Raw genomic sequence first — 22580 nt, 5'->3', positions numbered from 1 at the left:
GATGAATATCAAACTCGACAAAAAACAAGCGATCGCCATCGGCGCCATCGCGGCCGCCGGCATCGTGCTGGCCATCCTCATCCTGGGCACGGGCAATTCCAGGACCGCGCCGCCCGCCGCCGCCAAGGTGGAAGCCCACGCCGAAAAGAAAGACGAACACGGCCACGCAGAAGTGGAAGGCCGGCTGGAACTGAGCGCCGCGCAAAGCCGCGCGGCCGGCGTCGTCATCGCCACGGCCGCGCCAGGCCGCATCAAGACCACCGTCGCCCTGCCCGGCGAAATCCGTTTCAACGAAGACCGCACGGCCCACGTCGTGCCGCGCCTGGCCGGCGTGGTGGAAGCCGTGCACGCCGACCTGGGCCAGCTGGTGAAAAAAGGGCAAGTGCTGGCCGTCATCGCCAGCACGGACCTGTCGGAACAGCGCAGCGAACTGCTGTCGGCGCAGCGGCGGCTGTCGCTGGCCCGCTCCACGTATGAACGCGAAGAAAAACTGTGGCGCGAGAAAATCTCGGCCGAGCAGGATTATCTGCAGGCGCAGCAAGCGTGGCGCGAAGCGGAGATCGCCGTGCAGAACGCGCAGCAAAAGCTCAGCGCGCTGGGCGCCAGCGGCGCTGCCAAGGGGCCGCTGAACCGCTATGAGATCCGCGCGCCATTCGATGGCATGGTGCTGGAAAAACATATCGCCCTGGGCGAGGCCGTCAAGGAAGACGCGAATATCTTCGTCATTTCCGACCTGTCGACGGTGTGGGCGGAAATCGCCGTGCCGGCGAAAGACCTGGCCACCGTGCGCATGGGAGGCAAGGCCGAGGTGAAAGCCAGCGCTTTTGACGCCAGCGCGAAAGGCACGATCACCTATGTGGGCGCCTTGCTGGGCGAACAGACGCGCACGGCCAAGGCCCGCATCAGCCTGGCGAACCCCGACATGGCCTGGCGCCCGGGCCTGTTCGTCAGCGTGGAAGTGGTGTCCGGCGAAGCGGACGCGCCCGTCACCGTGCAGACGGAAGCCATCCAGACGGTGGAAGACAAGCCCGTCGTCTTCGTGCAGGTCAAGGACGGCTACCAGGCCACGCCGGTGATCCTGGGACGCAGCGACGGCAAGTGGACGGAGGTCAGGCAGGGCTTGCGTGCCGGCACGCCGTACGCGGCGCAAGGCAGTTTTGTCCTGAAGTCCGAGCTGGGCAAGGACTCCGCCGGCCACGAACACTGATCACGTCAACGCTAAGGAAACCATCATGTTTGAACGCTTGATCCGCTTCGCCATCGACCAGCGCTGGCTGGTGATGCTGGCCGTGGCCGCGATGGCCGGCCTGGGCATCTACAGCTACCAGAAGCTGCCCATCGACGCCGTGCCCGACATCACCAATGTGCAGGTGCAAATCAATACCCAGTCGGCCGGCTACTCGCCGCTGGAAACCGAGCAGCGCGTGACCTTCCCCATCGAGACGGCCATGGCCGGCTTGCCGAACCTGGAGCAGACACGCTCGCTTTCACGCTATGGCCTGTCGCAGGTCACGGTGATCTTCAAGGATGGCACGGACATTTATTTTGCGCGCCAGATGATCAACGAGCGCCTGCAGGAAGCCAAGGAAAGTTTGCCGGCCGGCATCACGCCCAAGATGGGCCCCGTCTCCACGGGCCTGGGCGAAATCTATTTGTGGACGGTGGAAACGCAGGAGGGCGCGAAAAAGCCGGACGGCACGCCCTACACGCCGACGGACTTGCGCGAAATCCAGGACTGGATCATCAAGCCGCAGTTGCGCAATGTCACGGGTGTCACGGAAATCAACGCCATCGGCGGCTACGCCAAGCAATACCAGGTGGCGCCGTATCCGGAAAAACTGGCCGCCTATGGCATCAGCCTGCAGGAGGTGGTGACGGCGCTCGAGCGCAACAATGGCAACGTGGGCGCCGGCTACATCGAAAAGCAGGGCGAGCAGTTGCTGATCCGCGCGCCGGGCCAGGTGGCATCGAAGGACGACATCGGCAACATCGTCGTCGCCAATGTGCAGGGCGTGGCGATCCGCATCCGCGACGTGGCCGACGTGCTCATCGGGCGTGAACTGCGCACGGGCGCGGCCACGGAAAACGGCCGCGAAGTGGTGCTGGGCACCGTCTTCATGCTGATCGGCCAGAACAGCCGCGCCGTGTCGCAAGCCGTGGATAAAAAGATGATCGAAATCAACCGCAGCCTGCCGCAAGGCGTGCACGCCGTCACCGTGTATGACCGCACGGTGCTGGTCGACAAGGCCATCAATACGGTGAAGAAAAACCTGCTGGAAGGCGCCGTGCTGGTGATCGCCATTTTGTTTTTATTCCTCGGCAATATCCGCGCGGCCGTCATCACGGCCATGGTGATTCCGCTGGCCATGCTGTTCACGTTTACGGGCATGGTGCAATACCATGTGAGCGCCAACCTGATGAGCCTGGGGGCGCTCGATTTCGGCATCATCATCGATGGCGCCGTGGTGATCGTGGAAAACTGCGTGCGCCGCCTGGCCCATGCGCAGCAGAAACTGGGACGGCCGCTGACCTTGCAAGAGCGTTTTCACGAAGTGTTTGCGGCATCGCAAGAGGCGCGCCGCCCCTTGCTGTATGGCCAGCTGATCATCATGGTCGTGTACCTGCCCATCTTCGCGCTGACGGGCGTGGAAGGCCGCATGTTTACACCGATGGCCCTGACGGTGGTGATCGCCCTGCTGGGTGCCATGCTGCTGTCGATCACCTTCATCCCCGCCGCCGTGGCGCTGTTTATCGGCGACAAGGTGGCGGAAAAGGAAAACGCCATCATGCGCGCCGCCAAGCGCTGGTATGCGCCGCTGCTGGACAAGGTGATGCGCAACACGCCCGTCGTGTTGACGGGCGCGGCGGTGGCCGTCGTGCTGTCCGGCTTGCTGGCCACGCGCATGGGCAGCGAGTTCGTGCCCAGCCTGAACGAGGGCGACATCGCCATCCAGGCCTTGCGCATCCCCGGCACCAGCCTGAGCCAGTCGCTGGCCATGCAGCAGCAGCTGGAAAGCAAGCTGATGGCAAACCACCAGGAAATCGCCCGCGTGTTCGCCCGCACGGGCACGGCCGAGATCGCCTCTGACCCCATGCCGCCGAATATTTCCGATGGTTACATCATGCTCAAGCCCCGCAGCGAGTGGCCGGAACCGAAGAAGTCGCGCGAGCAATTGCTGGCGGAAATCGAAGCGACGGCCAGCAGTTTGCCGGGCAATAACTACGAGTTTTCGCAGCCGATCCAGCTGCGCTTCAATGAACTGATTTCCGGCGTGCGCAGCGACGTGGCCGTCAAACTGTTCGGCGACGATATGAACGTGCTCGACAGCACGGCGGCAAAGATCGCCGGCGTGCTGGGCAAGATACCGGGCGCAACAGAGGTAAAAGTCGAGCAGACCACGGGCCTGCCCATGCTGACGGTGCAGATCGACCGCGAGCAGACGGCCCGCTATGGCTTGAATATTGCCGATGTGCAATCGGCGATCGCCACGGCCATCGGCGGACAAGCGGCGGGCACGCTGTTCCAGGGCGACCGCCGCTTCGACATCGTCGTGCGCCTGCCCGACAGCCTGCGCAGCGACCTGGAGCAATTGAAACGCCTGCCCATCGCCCTGCCCCAGGGCGCGGCGGCGGAAGACCGCGCGCGCTTCATCCCGCTCGGTGAAGTGGCCAGCCTGCAGGTGGCGCCGGGGCCGAACCAGATCAGCCGCGAAGATGGCAAGCGCCGCATCGTCATCAGCGCCAACGTGCGCGGGCGCGATATCGGCTCGTTCGTGGCCGACGCCACGCAGCAGTTGCAATCGCAGGTGGCCATTCCGGCCGGCTACTGGACCAGCTGGGGCGGTCAGTTCGAGCAATTGCAGTCGGCCACCAAACGCCTGGAACTGGTGGTGCCGGTGGCGCTGGCGCTCGTGTTTGTGTTGCTGTTCGCCATGTTCGGCAACGTCAAGGATGGCTTGCTGGTGTTCAGCGGCATCCCGTTCGCCTTGACGGGCGGCATCGTTGCCCTGTGGCTGCGCGACATACCCATCTCGATCTCGGCCGCTGTCGGCTTCATCGCCCTGTCCGGCGTGGCCGTGCTGAACGGCCTGGTGATGATCGCCTACATCCGCCAGTTGCGGGACCAGGGCATGCCCTTGCAGGAGGCCATACGCGAAGGCGCCATCACGCGTCTGCGGCCCGTCTTGATGACGGCGCTGGTGGCCTCGCTCGGTTTCGTGCCGATGGCCATTGCCACGGGCACGGGCGCCGAAGTGCAGCGCCCGCTGGCCACCGTGGTGATCGGCGGCATTTTATCGTCGACGGCCCTGACCCTGCTGGTGCTGCCGCTGCTGTACCGGCTGGCGTACCGCAAGGAAGACGAGGTGGAAATGCACACCGCGCCCGCAGGCGCGGCGGTGTAGTCATGGAGCCAGGCGTAGCAAAATCGTAGCGAGCGGCTTCGATTTACGGCTGAGACGCGCAGCTGTACTCAAGTACAGCGAGCATCGGAAGCCGCAAAGCGTGCCGCGCAGTAGATTTTGCTAGCCTGGCCGGCGGTAGCCGCCTTCGATCCAGTTGGCCGCGGAGGTGGCATTGAACTTGAACGCGGCCGAGGTGCGCACCTTGGCGATCTGTTCGCCGTCCGCGTCGTAGGCGCTCAGTTCCGCGTACGGGTGGTCTTCGTCGGGCACGATGTCGAACATCACCTTGATCTGCCCCTCGTCGGTGGCAACGAACAGGTTCTTGTGCAATTGCGCATGCAGCTGCTGCTCGTGGCGGCGCAGCACCTCGGACGCCGTCTTGACCAGGGTATTGAAGGCATTGACGTCGAGCGGCTTCGGGTTTTTCTTGTCGCGGCCCATGGTCCACGGCCCCACCAGCGCCGGCTCCGGTTCGCCATCCTTGATCATGGCCACGGCCCAGCCTTCATCTTCCTCATTCTTGATCACGCGCGCCGTCCAGCCGTTGCCCACCCACAGGCGCGGCTCCTGGATCGGGGCGTCATTGTCTTGCTCGGCTGCTGCGTCGGAAAAGTCGGGGAAATCGGTACTCATGGCGGTGCTCGTGGTGGAAGGTCGGGGCTAGCATGATAGACGAAAACGCCCGCCCGTGCCGCCCTGGCGCACGCGAAAGCGGCCGCTGCCATAGTCGATCCGGGCAATAAGGCAAGGTATCAAATTAGTAGCTTTGTTCTAGCGATCCCGCTTTGATATTGCTCAAGTAAACCTATTATGAATTTGCAATCTGAATTGTGTTTTTTATATTCAAATATTGCATCTAGTAATGCTTGGCATCAAGAAACTCTTCCTCCCGCGACGCCCCTCGACCCAGCACGCCGCATAGCATCCGCACGCCAGGCAATGACCTCCTCGCTGTAAACAAGCTGTGCACAACCATACACATCAGAGGGATTAAAAAAATGAAACTCTTGACTACCCTGGCCTTGGCCACGTTGACTGTTGCCGCCGGCACCGCCAGCGCCGTCCCCACGTTCACCACGGGCGGCACGGCAGTGGCCGGTGAAGGTCTCGTCACGTCGGTGGCCGGCGCCACGACGATCGACTTCAACGATGGTTTGTTGCCAAGCAACTATACGGGATCCGTGTTTACCAGCGGCCACCCCACCTATGCCGCGCAACCACCGAACGACATGACGGCCTTCTATTCCGTCGGCGTGACGAATGGTCAGATCACGCCCGGCATGGCCACCTTCAATGGCGGGCTCAGCTATTTTTGTTTTTACATGGGTTCGCCAGACACGTATAACAGCGTCGTCTTCACCATGGGCGATCAGAGCACGGTCACTTTGACGGGCTCGCAAATCGCCACCCTGGGCGGCGTCAGCGCCAGTGGCGATCAATCGGTGGGCCTGTATGTCAACGCGTGGGCCGGCGCAGGGGCGAAATTTACCTCGGTCGCCTTCCACTCGCCCGGCCAGGATGCCTTTGAGAGCGACAACCACGCCTTCATCGCCGCCGTGCCGGAACCGGAAACCTATGCCATGCTGCTGGCCGGCCTGGGTCTGCTGGGCTTCATGCTGCGCCGCAAATCATCGTGATGCGGCCATGCACCGGCAAAAGCCCGCGCTGCGGGCTTTTTCACTGCCAGGCGTGCCATGAATGTCAGCGGGCGCAGTCAGCACATGGACATGGCCGGCCGGGCGGGCCAGGTCAGCGGCGGACCGGGTGGCACCCAGCGCGGGTCGATGGCCGGCAACGGTGCATGGTAGTTGAAGGGATTGATGATAATCGGCGGAATCGCCGATGGCGCGCCGACAGGCTCGGCACAAGACTGCGGGGCGCTGCGCTGGCGCGTGATTCGATGGGTAAGGGGGGATAGCGATTGATCCCCGGTATCTGCAAACAAAAGCATGTTGCCCTCCTTGCGAGACTGAGGTGTTCAGTATAGGACGGCTTGCGCGTATTACAAGAAAAGAAATCTTGTTCCCGATCAGCGTTTCCTGCCCACCAAGACCTTCCATACCGTGAAAATGACGGCCTGTCGCACGCCACTGGCGGCCGGCCCGGTGCGCCACTAGAGTGTGAGCATGCAACACCCCGACACCCCACTCAGAGGCTTACCATGAAAAAATTGCTCACCTTCGTCCTCATCCTCATGCTGGCCTGCCTGTTCCTCGACAAGATCGGCGCCACGGACATGCACATGCAGTTCAACGGCAGCGACATCGACGGTCCCCTCGAGTGGCTGTTCGGCCTGGTATTTGCCGGTGGCGGCGTCCTGATCGCGGCCCTCGTGCTGGTGTGCGTGGCCGTCGTCATGGGCGTGGTGCTCGCCGGCGTGGGCATGGTGCTGCTCGCCGTGCTGGCGTTCTGCGTGGTGCTGGCGCTGGCCCTCAGCACGCCCGTGCTGCTGCCGCTGCTGATTCCCGTCGCCATCGTCTGGCTGCTGGTCAGCCGCAACCGCAAGCAGGCGCAAGCGCGCCAGCACAGCCTGTAATCACTGCGCCATGAACTTGCTGAGCACGCCATCGCTGCCGCCGTCATTCTGTTCGATGCGGTTGCGACCGCCGCGCTTGGCGCGGTACAGCGCTTCGTCGGCGCGCGCCAGCACGGCATCGCAATCGGCATCGGTGCCGGCCATGGCCGCCATGCCGATGCTCACCGTGATGGTGATCACGATGCCGCCATCGATGGTCAGCGAACTTTCCGCCACGCGGCGCCGCAGGCGCTCGGCGAACACGGCCGCCGCGGCCAGGTCCGTCCCCGGCAGCAGAATGGCGAATTCCTCGCCGCCCACGCGGCCCGGCACGTCGACCTTGCGCAGCGCCTGGCACATCAGCGCCCCCAGGTGGCGCAGCACGGCATCGCCCACGGCGTGGCCATGTTCGTCGTTGACGCGCTTGAAGTGATCGATATCGAGCATCAGCACGCTGGCGCAACTGGCCAGCTCGCGCTGCAGCCGCGCATGCTCATTTTCCAGCGACGCCATGAACTGGCGCCGGTTCGGCAAGCCGGTCAGGAAATCCGTGGTGGCCAGTTGCAGCAGCTCCGCATTCATGCGCTTGCGCTCGGTAATATCGAACGAAGAGACCATGATGAAGTCGAGGCTGTCCGCATGGCCCGGCATGACCAGCAAGCTCAGTTCATTTTGCCGCGCCGCGCCATCGAGGCGCACGAAGCTGCTCTCGCATTCGTACAGGTGGGCGCCGCCGGCCAGTGCCAGCAAGGCGTCGCCAAAACGCGGCAAGGCGCTGTCGTCGAAGTTCTGCGCCAGGCTCAGCGCGCCGCGACGCTGGTCGTCCTCGGTGGCGCGCACCTGCGCCAGCGCGGCGCCATTCGCATCGATGATGCGCACCTTGTTCGCCAGCCCTTTCAATTCCTCCGGATGGGCCTGCAGCCAGGCCGCCAGCTCGCCCACGCCTTGCTGTTCCAGGGCGTCGAGCGCGGCGCGCACGGCCGACCAGTCCTGTTCCCACAAGGCCACCGGCGCATGGTCGTACAGGCTGCGGAAACGCGCCTCGCCGGCGCGCAGCGCCAGCGCCACCTGGGCCTGCTCGATGGCCATGCCGGCCAGGTGCGCCGCCTCGCCCAGGCGCGCCAGGTGCGCCGCGCCGGGCAGCGCGGGCTGGCGGTGATACGCCATCAGCACGCCCAGCAGCTTGCCCGAGCCGCCACGCACGGGCTCGGCCCAGCATGACTGCAGCTGGGCCCGCCAAGCCAGTTCCATCGTGTCGTGCGCACCCGCATCGGCATGCAGGTCGGCCACGATGACGCGCTGGCCACCGCGCAAGGCCTGCGCCGCGATGCCGTGCACGCCTTGCAGGGTATCGAGGTCATGGCCGTGGCTGGACAAATTGAAAAACGCGGGCAAGCCCGGCGCCGCGCCCAGCACCAGGCGGTGGCGCTGTTCATCGAGCAGCAGGATGCTGCACAGCATGGCGGGATGGTCGGCCTGCACGCTGAGCACCACGCTTTCCAGCACGCGTTCCAGCGGCGCGCCCGTGGCCAGCATTTCCAGCACTTGCCGCCGCGTATGCTCGCGGCGTTCCATCTGGCTGCGCTCGCTGATATCGCGGAAGGTCCACAGCCGCGCCTGCTCATTGCCCAATTGCATGCTACGCACGTATTGCTCGATCACCCGGCCATCGCGCAGGTGCAGCACATCGCGCCGCTCGCGGTGGCCGTGCGGCGCGTGCGCGCGCGCCACCAGGAACGGGGCGGCCTGCTCCAGCTGGCTCGCCACATGGCGTACCAGCGCGTCGCCATCGGCTTGCCAGTCGAGCGCATCGGGCACTTGCCACAAGTCGCGGAAGCGCCGGTTCGAGGTAAAGATGCGGCCATCGATGTTGTCCACCAGAATGCCGTCGATGGTCGAATCGAGGATGTTGCGCAGCATGGCCTGGCTGCGCTGCGCCGCCTCGGCCATCGCCAGCACGCTGGCCTGCCCCTGCTCCAGCTGGCCGGCCAGCTCGCTCGCGCGCGCCAGCGCCCCCTGCGCGCGGGCGCGGCTGGCCGCCAGCAGCCACGCTGCCAGGGCCAATGCCAGGCTGACCAGCACGCCCGTCCAGGCCACGGCCCGCGGCCGCGTCAGCAACTCGCCATCGAAGCCCGGCATGGCGCGCACGCGCAAGGTCCAGGCATGGCCGGCGATGGTGATCGTTTGCTGCGACGCCAGGGTGTCTGAGGCACTGGCCGATTGCGTGCCGGGCAGGCTGTCATACATCAGCGCCGCGTCAGCCAGCTGCGCGCCATCGTAGATTTCCAGGTCCAGCTGGCGCGACGCCTCGCCGCCCACGCCCGCCATCAGGTCGCCCATGCGAAACGGCGCGAAGACCCAGGCGCGCAGCGCCGCGCGACGCTGTTCCACGCTGGCATGCGGCAAGCCATTGTCATATACGGGCAGCACCACGAGGAAGCCATACGCCTCGCGACTGCCGCCGTCCTGCACCAGACGGATCTTGCCCGTCATCGCGGCCTGCCCCCCGTCGCGCGCCTGCTCCAGGGCGGCGCGGCGCACGGGCTCGGACCAGATGTCAAAACCGAATGCCAGCAGGTTGCTGTCGCTCAACGGCTCCAGATACGTGATGGGCGCGTACCACTGACGCTGGCCGGGCGGGCGGATGGTGTAGTCGGGATAACCTTGCGCGCGCACCTGCGCCTCATGCTGCGCGCGCGCGCCGCCGGGCAGCAGCGGCAGGTAGCCGATGCCGTGGATGCCGGGAAAATGCCGGTCCACCTGCTGCACCGCCAGATAGGCGTGGAATTCGCCGCGCGTCACCTCCTGCGAACTGGCATACAAGCCCTGCACGCCATGCAGCACCTGGATGTAGGTCTGCATGCGGCCGACGATGCTGCCCACCAGTTCACGCACGCGAAAATCGAAATCGGCCTGCACCTGCTGCTCGCTGGCATCGTCGGCATTGCGCCAGGCGCCATACGTCAGCCCCAGACACAGCGCCAGCACCAGCGCCGCAAACACGCGTGGTCCCACCCAGTGCGACACTGGCCGGGAAAACCACGACGGGGATGCGCGAATATGCATGACGGGCTGACACGCTGAATAGACAGGAAACCACTTCAGGGCCGCAGGCTGGCAGCGGGCTGCACGACTACCATCGGTAGTCGATGAGAATGATAGTACGTTACAGCGCGGGGCCTTGCAATGCTGAATTTTGTGTCAAAAAGACCACACATTTCATTTTTGCAACTATGTATTCTCCGGGCAAATTCGATGCCTTGGGAACAGATCTGCAGCGGCTGCTATGATCGCCCCCGAGGTTCACCATCACGGAGGGGCATGTGCAGCATGCAGGCTGGCAGGGAAGCGTATGGCTGGCGCCGGACTTTGCCATTTTGCATGGCGCAGCGGGCGCCACGGCCAGCCACGCCCATTATGCGCACCAGCTGATGCTGAGCACGGGTGCGCCTTTCACGGTCGCGCTGGACGGCGCCGTCCACACGGCGCAGCACCTGCTGGTGGCAAGCCTGCGCCCGCACGCCATCGTGGCGGCGCCGGCGCCCATGCTGACCATGTATGCCGAACCGCAGCGTTTCAGCGCGGCTGCCCTGCTGGCGGTGCTGGGCGAGGTGCATAGCCCCGCGCCGGACACGCTGGCCGCCGCCCTGCAGGCCCGGCCCTCGCTGCCCCTGCCCGACGCGCGCCTGCAGCGGGCGCTGGAGCAGGTCGACGCTTTACTCTCCGGCAAGGTCAGCGCCCTGGCCGTGGCCGAGGCGGCGCATCTGTCGCTGAGCCAACTGGAGCGATTGTTCAGCGCCCAGCTGGGCTTGCCCGTGCGGCGCCTGGTGCGATGGCGCCGCCTGCGTCTGGCCATCCGCCTGATCCTGCTCGGCAGCACCTTGACGGATGCCGCCCACGGCGCCGGATTTGCCGATGCCGCGCATTTCTCGCGCACCATGCGCAGCCTGTTTGGCGTGCGCGCCGACCGCAGCCTGCGCCACCTCCAGGTCACTTTTCTCGATTGAGCACGCGGCGCAAGGCGGCCGGTGGCGCGGGCGCGCGCACGCCCTCTTCCGCGCGGAACGGCTCCAGCAGTTGCGCTGCGTACGCGCATGGATAATCGGGACGGCTGCCGATGCCCAGGTCCTTCCCTGCCATGCGGTAGCGGGGGGCGTCGAAACGCGTACCCAGCAGCCGGTCCCAGCAGGTAAAGAACAGGCCGAAATTCACGTCGCCGGCCGTGCCGTACTTCATGTGATGAAAACGGTGCAGGGGCGCCCAGGCGAACACGTGGCGCAACGGCCCCATGCGCATGTCGACATTCGCGTGCTGCAACAACAATTGCACCGCCACGGCAAACGCCAGCACGCCCATGACACGCTCCGGTATGCCCAGCAACAGCAGGGGCAGCATGCCGCCCGCCGCTTCCAGCAGCAAATGCAGCGGATGCTTCATCCAGCCATTGAAACCGTACAGGCGCTGCACGCTGTGGTGCACGGCATGCAGTTTCCACAGAAAATAGGAACGGTGGCTCAGGTAATGCACGAGGGTGATGCCGAAGTCGGCAATGACGATGGCCAGCAGCAGCTCGCCCCAGAACGGCAGCGCGCCTGGCCAGAATGGGCCCAGCGCCATCGTCCCGGCCAGCCAGGGGAAGATGGCCAGGCCCAGCAGGTACAGCGTTTCATTGACGAGCGCGTGCACGATGTCGCGCGCGCCGTCGCCCTGATCCTGGTTCCAGTCGCCGTCATACGGCAGGTAGCGCTCGGCCAGGAAGGACGTGAGCAGGGCCAGCAGCAATAGCGGCGGCAAGACCCACAGGGACAGGTGGCGCGCCGCCACCAGCCAGGCGGCGGCGCCGATGAAACCGGCCCAGAACACGGGGCCGTACAGCGCGGCAAAGAGGGATTTCATGGCAAGCGACTCCTGTGGCAAAAACCACAGCATGGCCGACGCCCCCGCCGCGCCGCTTGAAGAAACGGCGCAAACTGTTTATTGCGCTGCAGCCTTTCTTGCCGCGTATTGCTGGTAGCCATTGGCGCGCAGCGCGCACGCGGGGCAGGTGCCGCAGCCATAGCCCCAGTCGTGCAACTGACCCCGTTCGCCCAGGTAGCAGGTGTGCGTGCCGCTGCGTATCAGGTCGACGAGCGGCTGGCCGCCCAGGTCTTCCGCCAGGTCCCAGCTTTGCGCCTTGTCCAGCCACATCAGCGGCGTTTCCAGCTTCAAGCGCGTGTTCATGCCCAGGTTCAAGGCCACTTGCAGCGCCTTCATCGTGTCGTCACGGCAATCCGGGTAGCCGGAGAAATCCGTCTCGCACATGCCGCCCACCAGCACCGTCAAGCCACGGCGATACGCCACGGTGGCGGCCACCGTCATGAAGAGCAAGTTGCGTCCCGGCACGAAGGTGTTCGGCAAGCCATTTTCCTGCATGACGATCTCGACGTTCTGCGTCATGGCCGTATCGGAAATGGCGGAAATCAGCGACAGGTCTATCATGTGGTCAGGGCCGAGGCGGCTATTCCACTCGGGCGACTGCTGGCGCATCTGTTCCAGCACGCCTGGGCGCACGGTCAGCTCGATCGCATGGCGCTGGCCATAGTCAAAGCCAATCGTTTCCACACGGCTATAGTGTTTCAAGGCCCAGGCCAAGCAGGTAGTGGAATCTTGCCCACCGCTAAAGAGCACCAGTGCGGTATCAGTTGCTAGCATAATTTCTTTCTTTCAGTTTTATTCTGTTGTTGAGTGCGCGGGGAAACAAGATTCTGTGCGCTAATAATACTTATTCGTCCGCCATCAATTTACCTATTCCGGTAACATGCAGTCAGCATTTACTCATCTGGAGCACCATGTTTTCTGCACGACCTATACGGCTCACCGCCGCCGGCAAGGCACTACGACCACGAATTTTGGCACAAGTGGTGGTAAAAGTAATGGGTCAACTGACACTGGCGGCCGCCGGCAGCGTCATCCTGGTCTTCCCCATCGCCCACGCCAACGCCCAGGAGCCCGCGCAAGACGCCGCTGCGGACAACCCGGCCAGCACCGAGGCGGCACCGGCCCCGCTGCAATACGAGGTCAAGGTGAACGCCCCCGGCGACCTCGATGAGTTGCTTGAAAAGAACCTTGACCTGGAACGCTTCCGCGGCAATCCGCGCATGGACCGCGAGCAATTGCAGCGCCTCGTGCGCGACACCCCGGAACAGGCGAAGAATCTGGTGGCCACGGCCGGCTATTACACGCCCGTTGTCACCGTGCGCGTCGATACGACAGGCGCCAGGCCCGTCGTCATCGTCGACGTCGACCCCGGCGAGCCGGTGACGGTCGACAAGGTCGAGCTGGAATTGCGCGGCTTCGACCCCACGCCGCCGCTGGCCGCCAGCGAGCCCTACGATACGGAAGCGCTGAAGCGCAACTGGGCCCTGAAGACGGGCAGCGTGTTCCGCCAGGCCGAATGGGAATCGGCCAAGCGCGCCCTGCTGCGCGAAGTGGTGCAGACGCGCTATCCGCGTGCCCAGCTGGTCGATACGCAAGCCGTGGTCGATCCGGAAACGCACAAGGTCTCCCTGCTGGTGGTGCTCGACAGCGGCCCCGAGCTGCGCTTCGGCGAACTACGCATCGAAGGCTTGCAGCGCTACGATGCCAGCATCATCCGCAACCTGGACAAGATCCGTCCGGGCGACTACTACAGCGAATCGGCGCTGCAATCGTTCCAGGCGCGCCTGCAGGACACGGGCTATTTTGCCAGCGTGGAAGTGAGCGCCGACATGAGCAGCATCCTCAACGAACAGATCGAGGCGGGCCAGGAAAGCCAGGCGGCCGAGGCCGAGGGCGCCGCCCCCGTGGCCAAGCCCGTCAACCGGGGTCCCGCGCCCCAGTTGCCGCTGGTGGTGCGCGTGACGGAAAACAAGCAGCAAAACGTCAGCGCCGGTCTCGGTTTCAGTACGAATACGGGGAATCGTGCCCAGCTCAACTATGACAACCTGAACGTGTGGGGCACGCGCTTCAAGAGCGCCATCACCATGGAAACGAAGAAACAGGCGGCGCATGCCAACTTCTATTTCCCCACGACCGAACGCGGCTACAACGACAGCGCGGGCGCCTCGTTCGAGCGCAGCGACATTTCGAATGAAATCACGGCCGTCTCGACGGTTTCCGTGAAACGCAACTGGGGCGGCACCAACCTCGAGCGCAGCCTGACGTTCGAGTTCCTCAGCGAAGACAAGACGGTGGTGGGCCTGGAGCAGACGCGCAGCAAGAGCTTGCCGCTGACCTACGCCATCACCAAGCGCGACCTCGACAGCCTGCTGTTTCCCACCAAGGGCTATGTCATCAATGCCCAGGTGGGCGGCGCCCTGCTGCCCGTCTTGACGGACGAGCGCTTCGTGCGCGTGGCCGGCAAGATGGTGTTCTACCGCCCGCTGGGCGAAAAAGGCGAGCTGATACTGCGCGGCGAAATGGGCGCGCTGGGCTCGAAGGAAAAACGCGGCGTGCCGGCCGTCTACCTGTTCCGCGCGGGCGGCGACCAGTCGGTGCGCGGCTATGGCTACCAGGAACTGGGCGTGAAGGAAGGCGACGCCACCGTCGGCGGGCGCTACATGCTCACCGGCAGCGCCGAATACCAGTACTGGTTCAAGCCGAAATGGGCCATCGCCGCCTTCTATGACGCGGGTAACTCGGCCGACACGGTCAAGGCCGCGATGACGCCGAAATCGGGCTACGGCCTGGGCGGACGCTACAAGAGCCCTGTCGGCCCCATCAACGTCGACGTGGCGTATGGCCACGCCGTTCACAAATTCCGTCTGCACTTCTCTCTGGGATTCACTTTCTGATGTCCGATATTACTACCGAGTCCCCCCACGCCGCCGCGCCGCCACCGGCGCCACCGGCGAAACCACCGCGCCGGTGGCTGCGCTACCTGCTGATCGCCTTCGCCAGCCTGGCCGTGCTGCTGGGTGCCGCGTTCTGGTTCCTGGGCCGCGAATCGACCTTGCAGATGCTGGTGCAAAAAGTGGCCAGCGCCAGCGGCGGCGACATCGAAGTGACGGGCGTGTCCGGTTCGCTGTACAACCGCATGCACCTGGGCCATGTCAGCTACCGCAGCAAGACGCAGCACATCACGGCCGACAACATCGACATCAACTGGTCGCCGTTCCAGTTCTTCTCGGAAGGCATCGCCATCAGCGAACTGCACGTGGCCAGCCTGGCCGTGGAAAGCACGGCGCCGTCCGATGAACCGTCGAGCATGCCCGCCAGCCTGGCCTCGCCGTTCAAGGTGGGCATCAGCGATGCGCGCCTGGACAAGGTGACGCTCATCAGCGCGGGCGGCAACACGGTGTTTGAAAAGATCCACTTCACCTTGTCGGGCGACAAGACGCAGTGGCAGCTGGAAGACGCCTCGGCCCTGACACCGTTCGGCCAGGCCACGGCCAGCGCGACGATAGGCGCCACGCAGCCGTTCAAGCTGACGGGCAAGGCGGGCCTGACGCAGGTCACTGCGCCGGCCGGCGAAAAAGCCGCCGCCTTGACGCTGCAGCTGGGCGGCGACCTGAATGTGCTCAACGTCACGGCCAAGGGCAGCGCGGGCGCCGCCACGGCCGACGCGCAACTGGCGCTGGCGCCGTTCGATCCCGTCATGATCCTGCGCTCGGCCAGCATCAAAGGCCGCAACATCAATCCCGGCAAGTTCGACGCCACCCTGCCGCAGGCGGACCTGAGCCTGGAGCTGGATGCCGCCATCGATACGCGCCCCGCGGCGCAGACGGTATCGGGCAAGCTGGCCATCGTCAACCACGCCACGCCCGGCCCCATCGACCAGCAAAAGCTGCCGCTGCGCCAGTTCGAGGCGCGCCTGGGCGGCACCCTGACGGCCACGACCCTGGAATCGGCCATCATCGACTTCGGCAATGCGGGCAAGTTCACGGGCAGCGGCAAGGTGGACCGCGATGCGGCCGACGCGCCCATCGGCAAGGCGCAAGTCACCCTACACACGGACAAGATCGACCTGCAGCACATCTACAGCAGCATCAACAGCACGAAGATCGTGGGCGACATCATGCTCGACAGCGACGGCAAGACGCAGACCCTGCGCGCCAAGCTGGGCGAAGCCAAGCTGCGCCTGGACGTGGAAGCGACGCTGGCCGATTCGCTGGTGCAGCTGCGCAAGGCGACCTTGCAGGCAGGCAAAAGCAGCGTCAACGCGACGGGCCAGATCAGCCTGAAGGACGACCAGCCATTCAAGGCCGTGGCCAGCACCAGCCGCCTCAATCCCGCCGACTTCGGTGCCTTCCCCGTGGCCGACCTGAACCTCGACGTGCGCGCCAACGGCCAAGTGGCCCCCCAGTGGCTGGCGAATGCGGACTTCACCGTGCGCCCCAGCAAACTGCTCGACCAGCCCTTGTCCGGCAAGGGCAAGCTGACGGCCGATGCGGCCCACTTCAGCGGCATCGACGTGCAACTGGCGCTGGGCAAGAACAACGTCAGCGCCAAGGGCAACTTTGGCGGGGCCGGCGAAAAGCTCCACTGGAATGTCGACGCGCGGCAACTCTCCGCCCTGCAACGCGACTTGCTGGGTGCCGTGCAGGCCAGTGGCGTGGTGCAAGGCACCTTGCAGCAGCCGCGCACGACCTTCGTTGCCGATGCGAAAGGACTAGGTTTGACCAGCGGCAAGCGTCCCGCGGCGGACAGCGCCATCCACGCCAGCGGCGACGTGGGCTTGACGGGACCGAAGCAGGAAGCGGAACTGAAAGTGACGGGTTCCCTGCAAAAGATCAACCCGGCCGCGTTCGGCGCCGCCTTGCCCACTGGTAACGTCAATGCGGATTTCACCGGCAGCGGCCGCCTGACGAGCGACTGGCAAGTGGCGCTGAACCTGGGCTTGCGTGAATCGACCCTGCAAAACGCCCCGCTGGCCGGCTACGCCAAACTGTCGGCGAACGCGAAACGCATCGACAGCGTGGACACGGAACTGCGCCTGGGACCGAACAGCCTGCAAGCCAAGGGCGCGCTCGGTGGCGCCACCGACAAGCTGACGTGGAAACTCGATGCGCCGCAACTGTCGACCCTCGGCCCCCGCTTCGCCGGCGTGCTGCAGGCGTCCGGTGCCGTTTCCGGCAAGATGGAAGCGCCGGCCGCGCAGCTGACCTTGGACGGCCGTGACCTGACCTTCTTTGGCGACCAGCAATTGAAATCGATCAAGGGCAGCGCCAGCGTGGGCGCCGGCCAGGGCGCGCTCGACCCCATGGTCAGCAGCCTGGAGATCACGGGCTACAGCACGCCCACCTTCAAGCTGGGCAGCGCGCGGCTGGGCACCTCCGGCACGCGCGGCAGCCACACGGTCAACCTGGCGGCGCGCAATGACGACTTCGATGCCAGCGTGCAAATCAAGGGCAGCCAGAGCGGCGCCAACTGGACGGGCACCATCGACAGCCTGCAAAACAAGGGCCGCTATGCGCTGGTGCTGCAGGCGCCCGTGCCCGTCAAGGTGGCGGGTCCCGCCGGCAGCGGCGTGGCGGGCCTGGGCCAGCCTGAGCAGATCAGCGTGGGCAACACCGTCATCAAGCTGCCGGCGGGCAGCATCACCATGCAAAGCCTGGTCAAGAACGGCCCCCGCTGGACCAGTTCCGGCCAGGCGGCCGGCGTGGCGCTGACCTACCTGGCGCAAGTGATTCCGTCGCTGCAAGCCAATGCGCGCAGCGACCTGACCCTGGGCGCGCAGTGGTCGCTCGACATGCAGGTGCCGACGGCGAAGCAGAAAGATCCGGCCCTGGCCGGCATGCTGCATGTCTACCGCGAAAAAGGCGACGTGACGGTGGGCGTGGAACAGCCGCTGGCGCTGGGCTTGCGCACCCTCGATGCGCGCATCGACGTGGCCAACCAGCAACTGCGCCTGGCCGTGAAACTCGATGGCGCGCGCGCGGGCCAAAGCGATATCAATGCCACCGTGCAAATGCTGGGAGGACGCATCAGCAATGACAGCGCCCTGTCCCTGACGGGCACGACCAACGTCGATTCGCTGGCGTGGCTGGGGCCGCTGACGGGCCAGCCCGGCCTGGAACTGGGCGGCGCCCTGAAGATCGCGCTGGCCGGCAGCGGCACCATCGGCGCGCCGCAACTGAATGGCGACATCAACGGCAGCAAGCTGCTGGTGAACTGGGCCGACCAGGGCTTGAAATTGCGCAATGGCGTGCTGCAAGCCAAGCTGGCCGGCGACCAATTGCAACTGCAGCGCCTGAGCTTTGATGGCGGCGACGGCAAGGTGCAGGCAGATGGCTGGGTACGCTTTGCGAATGGCGAAGCGAGCCTGGAACTGAAACTGATGGCCGACCGCCTGCAGGCGCTGTCGCGCCCGGACCGCACCCTGGTCCTGTCGGGCAACAGCACCCTGGTGCGCAACGACAAGCGCTTCAGCTTCGAGGGCAAGTTCAAGGCCAACCGCGCGCTGATCGAACTGGCGCCGCAAGACACGCCCACGCAAAGCAACGACGTGGTGGTGCTGGGCAAGGAAGTCAAGGGCGGCAAGGAAGCGCCGTCGCTGCCCTTGAATATCGACCTGGAATTTGACCTGGGCAACGCCTTCCACCTGCGCGGCATGGGCCTCGATGCGGACCTGGCGGGCAGCGTGCGCGCGCGCGTCATCAACCGCGCCGCACCGCGCGTGACAGGCAGCATCAAGGTCACCAACGGCCAGTACGCGGCCTACGGGCAGAAACTCTCCATCGAGCGGGGCCTGATCGCCTTCACGGGCGCCTACGACAATCCGTCGCTGAACATCCTGGCCGTGCGCAAGCGTCCCGAAGGCGAAGCGCTGTCGGAAACGAACGTGGAAGCGGGCGTGGAAGTGCGCGGCACGGCCCAGGCGCCGACGGCCAAGCTGGTCTCCACGCCCACCGTCTCGGACAGCGACAAGCTGGCCTGGCTGATCCTCGGCCATGGCGCGGAATCGGCGGCCGGCGATGAAATGGCGCTGCTGACCACGGCGGCGGGCGCCCTCTTCGGCGGCTCCGGCGGCGGCTTGCAGGGCAAGCTGGCCAATTCGCTGGGGCTCGATGAAGTGGGCCTGTCGCAGGCGCAAGGCTTGGAAAGCACGGTCGTCACCGTCGGCAAGCGCCTGTCGTCGCGCGCCTACCTGACGTTCGAGCAGGGCACGAGCACGGCGACGAGCCTGGTCAAGCTGCGTTATAAACTGAACCGCCGCATCACCCTGCAGTTCCAGACGGGCACGAACAATGCGCTGGACGTGTTGTATACGTGGGCGTTTGATTAAGTGCTGGGGTCAGACCCGACGGGTCTGACCCCGACCAACACTGAGGGTCCGACCCCAGGGTTTGTTTGGGTTCAACACCGTTTGAAGAAACAACAAAGGGCGCCTCGGCGCCCTTTGTTGTTTCTACTGCCAACCCAAGAAAATACTGGGGTCAGACCCGGCGGGTCTGACCCCGGCACTTACTCGGCCACGTCGAGCCCCCGCTCGATCATGCCTTCGACGTAGGCGCGCAGATATTGTTCCAGCGCCGGGCCGGACAGCACGTTGGCCGTCAGCGCGCCGTGGGGCGAGCCTTTCAGCACGCCGTCGTGGTACACGCGCGCGATCCAGGCCACGTCCGTGCCGGGGGTATAGTCGAGCTCATAATCGAATGTTTCACCGCTGACTTTGCGTGTGTAGACTTCCTTGACAATTGCCATCTAAAACAGCCTTTCTTGAGGAGATTAATTAAGTAATCCTCAGGGAATTATTGTGAATTTATGAAGAACAGAACCGGATGCCATGCAAGGCGCCCGATGCGACGCAGTGCGAGCACTGCTAGCAGCGGGTAACACAGCAGAGCGCCGGTTATGGAAGTCAGAAATCACCATAATTTATTGGGGGTTACTTAGCATAGGATGCGGGTGCGGCACGGGATCTTCCTGCGGCACCGGGCGCTCGGGCCCCGGGTGGTGGCCCGGCGCCTGCTGCGGCTCCGGTGCCGGCATCGGTTCATCGGCAGGCGCCGGATCGGGCGCGCGGTGGGCTTCAATGGCGAACGTGGACATGGCTGGCCTCCCTGCGGACAAAGGAAGACCATACCACGAGATGCGCGCCGCTGCCCTTATTTGCCGGCCGGCTTGACTTCAGGGGCCGGCGGCGGGGCGTTCTTCACGTATGTCTCCAGCCAGTTGTTGCTTTCATACAGCATCTGCATGATCGATTCGCGCGCGCGGTAGGCGTGGCTTTCGTTCGGCAGCATCACCAGGCGCGCCGTGCCGCCCAGGCCCTTGACGGCCTGGAACATGCGTTCGCTCTGGATGGGGAAGGTGCCCGAGTTGTTGTCCTGCTCGCCATGGATCAGCAGCAGCGCATCCTTGATCTTGTCCGCATAGTTAAATGGCGACATGGCCTGGTAGACGGCGGGCGCCTGCCAGAACGAGCGCTCTTCCGCCTGGAAGCCGAACGGCGTCAGGGTGCGGTTATACGCGCCGCTGCGGGCGATGCCGGCGCGGAACAGGCGCGTGTGCGCCAGCAGGTTGCCCGTCATGAAGGCGCCATACGAGTGGCCGCCGATGGCGATGCGGTGACGGTCGGCAACGCCACGGCGCACCACCTCGTCGACGGCCGCTTCGGCATCGGCCACCAGCTGCGGCAGATACGTGTCGTTGGGCTCCTGTTCGCCGTTGCCGACGATGGGGAACGATGGATTGTCGAGCACGGCGTAGCCCATGGACAGGAAGGCGGCCGGCCCCCAGTAGCTGACGGCATTGAATTTGTAGGGCGAGCCCTTGGTCTGGCTGGCGGCGCTGGCCGTCTTGAATTCCTGCGGATAGGCCCACATCAGGGTCGGCAGCGGGCCGTCGCGTTGCACGTCATAGTTCGGCGGCAGCATCAATGTCGCCGTCAGGTCGACGCCGTCGGCGCGCTTGTAGCGGATCAGCTCTTTCTGCACGTCCTTCAGCTGCGGCAGCGGATGGGGAAAGTGCGTGAGGGCCGTCAACTGCGCGGCGCCCTGCTGTTTCAGGTTGCGCACATAGTAATTCGGCTGTTCGGTCGGCGATTCGCGCGTGGACAGCAGACGGCTGCCATCCTCGTCCAGCACGGCCACCACGTTTTCATAGTACGGCGCGGCGCTCTGGAACAGGCGCTGCTTCTGCTTCGTCGCCAGGTTCAGGCGGTCGATGAAGGGGCGGTCGCCCTCGGCCGAGGCGCCCTGGCCATCGAGCAAAATGGAACTGTCGGCGGCGATCAGCAATCGCGGCAAGCCGGCCGCATCCGCGCGCATGACGGGCTGGCCCGGATCGTTGTAGCGGTCTTCGAACGATCCTGCGTACACGAGGTCGGCTGGCGTGGAAGGTTGATCTGGCGAAATTCTCCACTGCTTGACGGCGCGCGTCTTGTACCATGCTTCCGTCAGCAGGGCCAGGTCGCCGCGGCCCCAGGCGATGCCGCCATAGCGCGAACCGAGCCTGGCCAGCACGGCCGGCTTGTTGGTAAACGGCACCGCCTGCGTGTAGACGATGTCGCGGATGTCCAGCGCCCTGGCCGGGTCGCCGCCATCCTGCGCTTCGGCCCACACCAAAGTCGCTGGCGCATCGACGCGCCAGCTGACGGCGCGCACGCCGGCCGAGACGGCATCATTGCCTGGCGGCAGACCTTCCTCCAGCGGCACGCTGGCGACCGCGTGCTCCACCTTGCCGTTCAGGTCGCGCACCTCGATCCGGTGGCCAAAATCGGATGCCGGCACGATGTAGGAATACGGACGCACGATGCTGGTCGTCAGCAGGTGCTTGCCATCGGGCGAAGCGGTCACGCGCGAGAACTGGCCAGGCTGGCCCACCAGGCGCTGCTTGCCCGTCACGTCCAGCAAGGCCAGCTGCACGGTGATGTAGTGCTCGAACAGCTGCGCGTCCTGCGCGTTCTTCAGCAGGTCGGGATAGGTGCGCAATTGCTTGACGCCGCCACCGGGCACGCTGTCCTGGATGGCTGGCCCCGTCGGGATGCCGCTGGCCACGGGCGCCGCGCCCAGCCGGGCCGGTTTCAGCTGCACCAGCAAGGTCTTGCTGTCCGGCATCCAGGAAAAGCCGCGCCCATACACGGCCGACAGGGGGGTGCTGGACAGCTTGCGCGCCGCCCTCGTCTGCACGTCGAGCAGCCACAGCTCCACGCCCGACGCCTTCACGCCCCTGGCGGGATCGGCAAAGGCGACGTGGGTGAAGGCCAGGTAGCGCTGGTCCGGCGACCAGGCCAGGTCGGCGATGCGCGGTGCGGCCGGCAAGCCGCTGACCTTGATGTCCTTCTGCGTGTCGATGTCGAGCAAGTGCAGGCCCGTGTGGAAGCTGAAGCGGCTGGCCGCATACGTGCGCGGATTGATGCGCAAGCCCGCCAGCTTCAGCTCCGGCTGCGCCACTTCGCTGATGCCGGGCAAGGAAGGGGTGGGCAGCACGGCGGCCAGGTTGCGTTTCGGACTCAGGCTCAAGGTCGGCGCGCGCGGCGCATCGACAATGGCTTGCAGCGGCGCTGGCGGCAACTGATAGCCACCGTCTTGCGCCATGGCCAAGGGCGACGACGCCATCAGGCCGACAGCAATGGGCAGCAAGGGGAAACGAGTAGACATGGCACTCCAGACAGGTGGATGGGAAACAGTGACTGACGGCACCGTACCGCGCATGGCGGCACCGGATGACAGGGCATAGTGCTTTCATGCCATGTAAAT

The 22580-nt window shown here is 65.1% G+C and carries 14 protein-coding genes; 7 read left to right on the top strand and 7 right to left on the bottom strand.

Features of this window, described 5'->3' with window-relative positions:
• The first annotated feature begins 1 nt into the window (after position 1).
• On the top strand, positions 2 to 1207 hold the full coding sequence (locus tag BM193_RS24700) for an efflux RND transporter periplasmic adaptor subunit (protein WP_092801724.1): 1206 nt from the start codon (positions 2 to 4) through the stop codon (positions 1205 to 1207).
• A 25-nt stretch (positions 1208 to 1232) separates the two neighbouring features.
• Positions 1233 to 4403, top strand: coding sequence for an efflux RND transporter permease subunit (locus BM193_RS24695; RefSeq protein ID WP_092801727.1), 3171 nt, complete (start codon positions 1233 to 1235; stop codon positions 4401 to 4403).
• 120 nt (positions 4404 to 4523) lie between these two features.
• Here BM193_RS24695 and BM193_RS24690 read toward each other — a convergent pair whose 3' ends face one another.
• The gene (locus tag BM193_RS24690) at positions 4524 to 5036 is read right to left on the bottom strand and encodes a hypothetical protein (RefSeq protein WP_092801730.1); all 513 of its coding nucleotides are present in this window, start codon (positions 5034 to 5036) and stop codon (positions 4524 to 4526) included.
• Positions 5037 to 5401: 365 nt separating this feature from the next.
• Here BM193_RS24690 and BM193_RS24685 point away from each other — a divergent pair, with 365 nt between their 5' ends.
• Together BM193_RS24685 and BM193_RS24680 are read left to right on the top strand one after the other, a co-directional pair.
• On the top strand, positions 5402 to 6040 hold the full coding sequence (locus BM193_RS24685) for an Npun_F0296 family exosortase-dependent surface protein (protein WP_092832540.1): 639 nt from the start codon (positions 5402 to 5404) through the stop codon (positions 6038 to 6040).
• A 524-nt stretch (positions 6041 to 6564) separates the two neighbouring features.
• On the top strand, positions 6565 to 6939 hold the full coding sequence (locus BM193_RS24680; RefSeq protein WP_092801736.1) for a hypothetical protein: 375 nt from the start codon (positions 6565 to 6567) through the stop codon (positions 6937 to 6939).
• Here BM193_RS24680 and BM193_RS24675 read toward each other — a convergent pair whose 3' ends face one another.
• Entirely contained in the window at positions 6940 to 9984 is a 3045-nt protein-coding gene (locus tag BM193_RS24675; protein WP_254786404.1) for a sensor domain-containing diguanylate cyclase, read from the bottom strand.
• A gap of 257 nt (positions 9985 to 10241) precedes the next feature.
• Between BM193_RS24675 and BM193_RS24670 the strand changes: the two genes are divergently transcribed.
• Positions 10242 to 10925 (top strand): helix-turn-helix domain-containing protein, encoded by a 684-nt coding sequence (locus tag BM193_RS24670; protein WP_092801739.1) that lies wholly within the window; start codon positions 10242 to 10244, stop codon positions 10923 to 10925.
• Here the strand turns inward: BM193_RS24670 and BM193_RS24665 are convergent.
• Both BM193_RS24665 and queC read right to left on the bottom strand, forming a co-directional pair.
• Entirely contained in the window at positions 10909 to 11814 is a 906-nt protein-coding gene (locus tag BM193_RS24665; RefSeq protein ID WP_092802154.1) for a sterol desaturase family protein, read from the bottom strand. The two genes, BM193_RS24670 and BM193_RS24665, sit on opposite strands and share 17 nt — an antisense overlap.
• A 78-nt stretch (positions 11815 to 11892) precedes the next feature.
• The gene (gene queC, locus BM193_RS24660) at positions 11893 to 12609 is read right to left on the bottom strand and encodes a 7-cyano-7-deazaguanine synthase QueC (protein ID WP_092801742.1); all 717 of its coding nucleotides are present in this window, start codon (positions 12607 to 12609) and stop codon (positions 11893 to 11895) included.
• 221 nt (positions 12610 to 12830) lie between these two features.
• On the opposite strand from queC, the gene BM193_RS24655 reads away from it, so the two are divergent.
• Complete coding sequence (locus BM193_RS24655; protein WP_092801745.1) at positions 12831 to 14729, top strand: autotransporter assembly complex protein TamA; 1899 nt, start codon at positions 12831 to 12833, stop codon at positions 14727 to 14729.
• On the top strand, positions 14729 to 19162 hold the full coding sequence (locus BM193_RS24650) for a translocation/assembly module TamB domain-containing protein (RefSeq protein WP_092801748.1): 4434 nt from the start codon (positions 14729 to 14731) through the stop codon (positions 19160 to 19162). The genes BM193_RS24655 and BM193_RS24650 overlap by 1 nt, the downstream gene beginning before the upstream one ends.
• Positions 19163 to 19341: 179 nt before the next feature.
• Here BM193_RS24650 and BM193_RS24645 read toward each other — a convergent pair whose 3' ends face one another.
• The 3 genes from BM193_RS24645 to BM193_RS24640 all read right to left on the bottom strand — a co-directional run bounded on the left by BM193_RS24645 (position 19342) and on the right by BM193_RS24640 (position 22481).
• Entirely contained in the window at positions 19342 to 19581 is a 240-nt protein-coding gene (locus BM193_RS24645) for a hypothetical protein (RefSeq protein ID WP_092801751.1), read from the bottom strand.
• Between the two features lie 174 nt (positions 19582 to 19755).
• On the bottom strand, positions 19756 to 19929 hold the full coding sequence (locus BM193_RS28900) for a hypothetical protein (protein ID WP_175533409.1): 174 nt from the start codon (positions 19927 to 19929) through the stop codon (positions 19756 to 19758).
• 56 nt (positions 19930 to 19985) lie between these two features.
• Positions 19986 to 22481, bottom strand: a complete 2496-nt coding sequence (locus BM193_RS24640; protein ID WP_175533408.1) for an alpha/beta hydrolase family protein — start codon at positions 22479 to 22481, stop codon at positions 19986 to 19988.
• Between the last annotated feature and the right edge of the window lie 99 nt (positions 22482 to 22580).

The sequence above is a fragment of the Janthinobacterium sp. 344 genome, from assembly GCF_900112025.1.
Taxonomy (GTDB): Bacteria; Pseudomonadota; Gammaproteobacteria; order Burkholderiales; family Burkholderiaceae_D; genus Janthinobacterium.
Note: the sequence above shows the minus strand (reverse complement) of the source record. Positions and strands in the feature narration are given on the sequence as shown.

Bases quoted from the DNA above. Each gene is read 5' to 3' on its own strand.
- BM193_RS24700 (WP_092801724.1), top strand. From the start codon at position 2: ATGAATATCAAACTCGACAAAAAACAAGCGATCGCCATCGGCGCCATC.
- BM193_RS24695 (WP_092801727.1), top strand. From the start codon at position 1,233: ATGTTTGAACGCTTGATCCGCTTCGCCATCGACCAGCGCTGGCTGGTG.
- BM193_RS24690 (WP_092801730.1), bottom strand. From the start codon at position 5,036: ATGAGTACCGATTTCCCCGACTTTTCCGACGCAGCAGCCGAGCAAGAC.
- BM193_RS24685 (WP_092832540.1), top strand. From the start codon at position 5,402: ATGAAACTCTTGACTACCCTGGCCTTGGCCACGTTGACTGTTGCCGCC.
- BM193_RS24680 (WP_092801736.1), top strand. From the start codon at position 6,565: ATGAAAAAATTGCTCACCTTCGTCCTCATCCTCATGCTGGCCTGCCTG.
- BM193_RS24675 (WP_254786404.1), bottom strand. From the start codon at position 9,984: ATGCATATTCGCGCATCCCCGTCGTGGTTTTCCCGGCCAGTGTCGCAC.
- BM193_RS24665 (WP_092802154.1), bottom strand. From the start codon at position 11,814: ATGAAATCCCTCTTTGCCGCGCTGTACGGCCCCGTGTTCTGGGCCGGT.
- queC (WP_092801742.1), bottom strand. From the start codon at position 12,609: ATGCTAGCAACTGATACCGCACTGGTGCTCTTTAGCGGTGGGCAAGAT.
- BM193_RS24655 (WP_092801745.1), top strand. From the start codon at position 12,831: ATGGGTCAACTGACACTGGCGGCCGCCGGCAGCGTCATCCTGGTCTTC.
- BM193_RS24650 (WP_092801748.1), top strand. From the start codon at position 14,729: ATGTCCGATATTACTACCGAGTCCCCCCACGCCGCCGCGCCGCCACCG.
- BM193_RS24645 (WP_092801751.1), bottom strand. From the start codon at position 19,581: ATGGCAATTGTCAAGGAAGTCTACACACGCAAAGTCAGCGGTGAAACA.
- BM193_RS28900 (WP_175533409.1), bottom strand. From the start codon at position 19,929: ATGTCCACGTTCGCCATTGAAGCCCACCGCGCGCCCGATCCGGCGCCT.
- BM193_RS24640 (WP_175533408.1), bottom strand. From the start codon at position 22,481: ATGTCTACTCGTTTCCCCTTGCTGCCCATTGCTGTCGGCCTGATGGCG.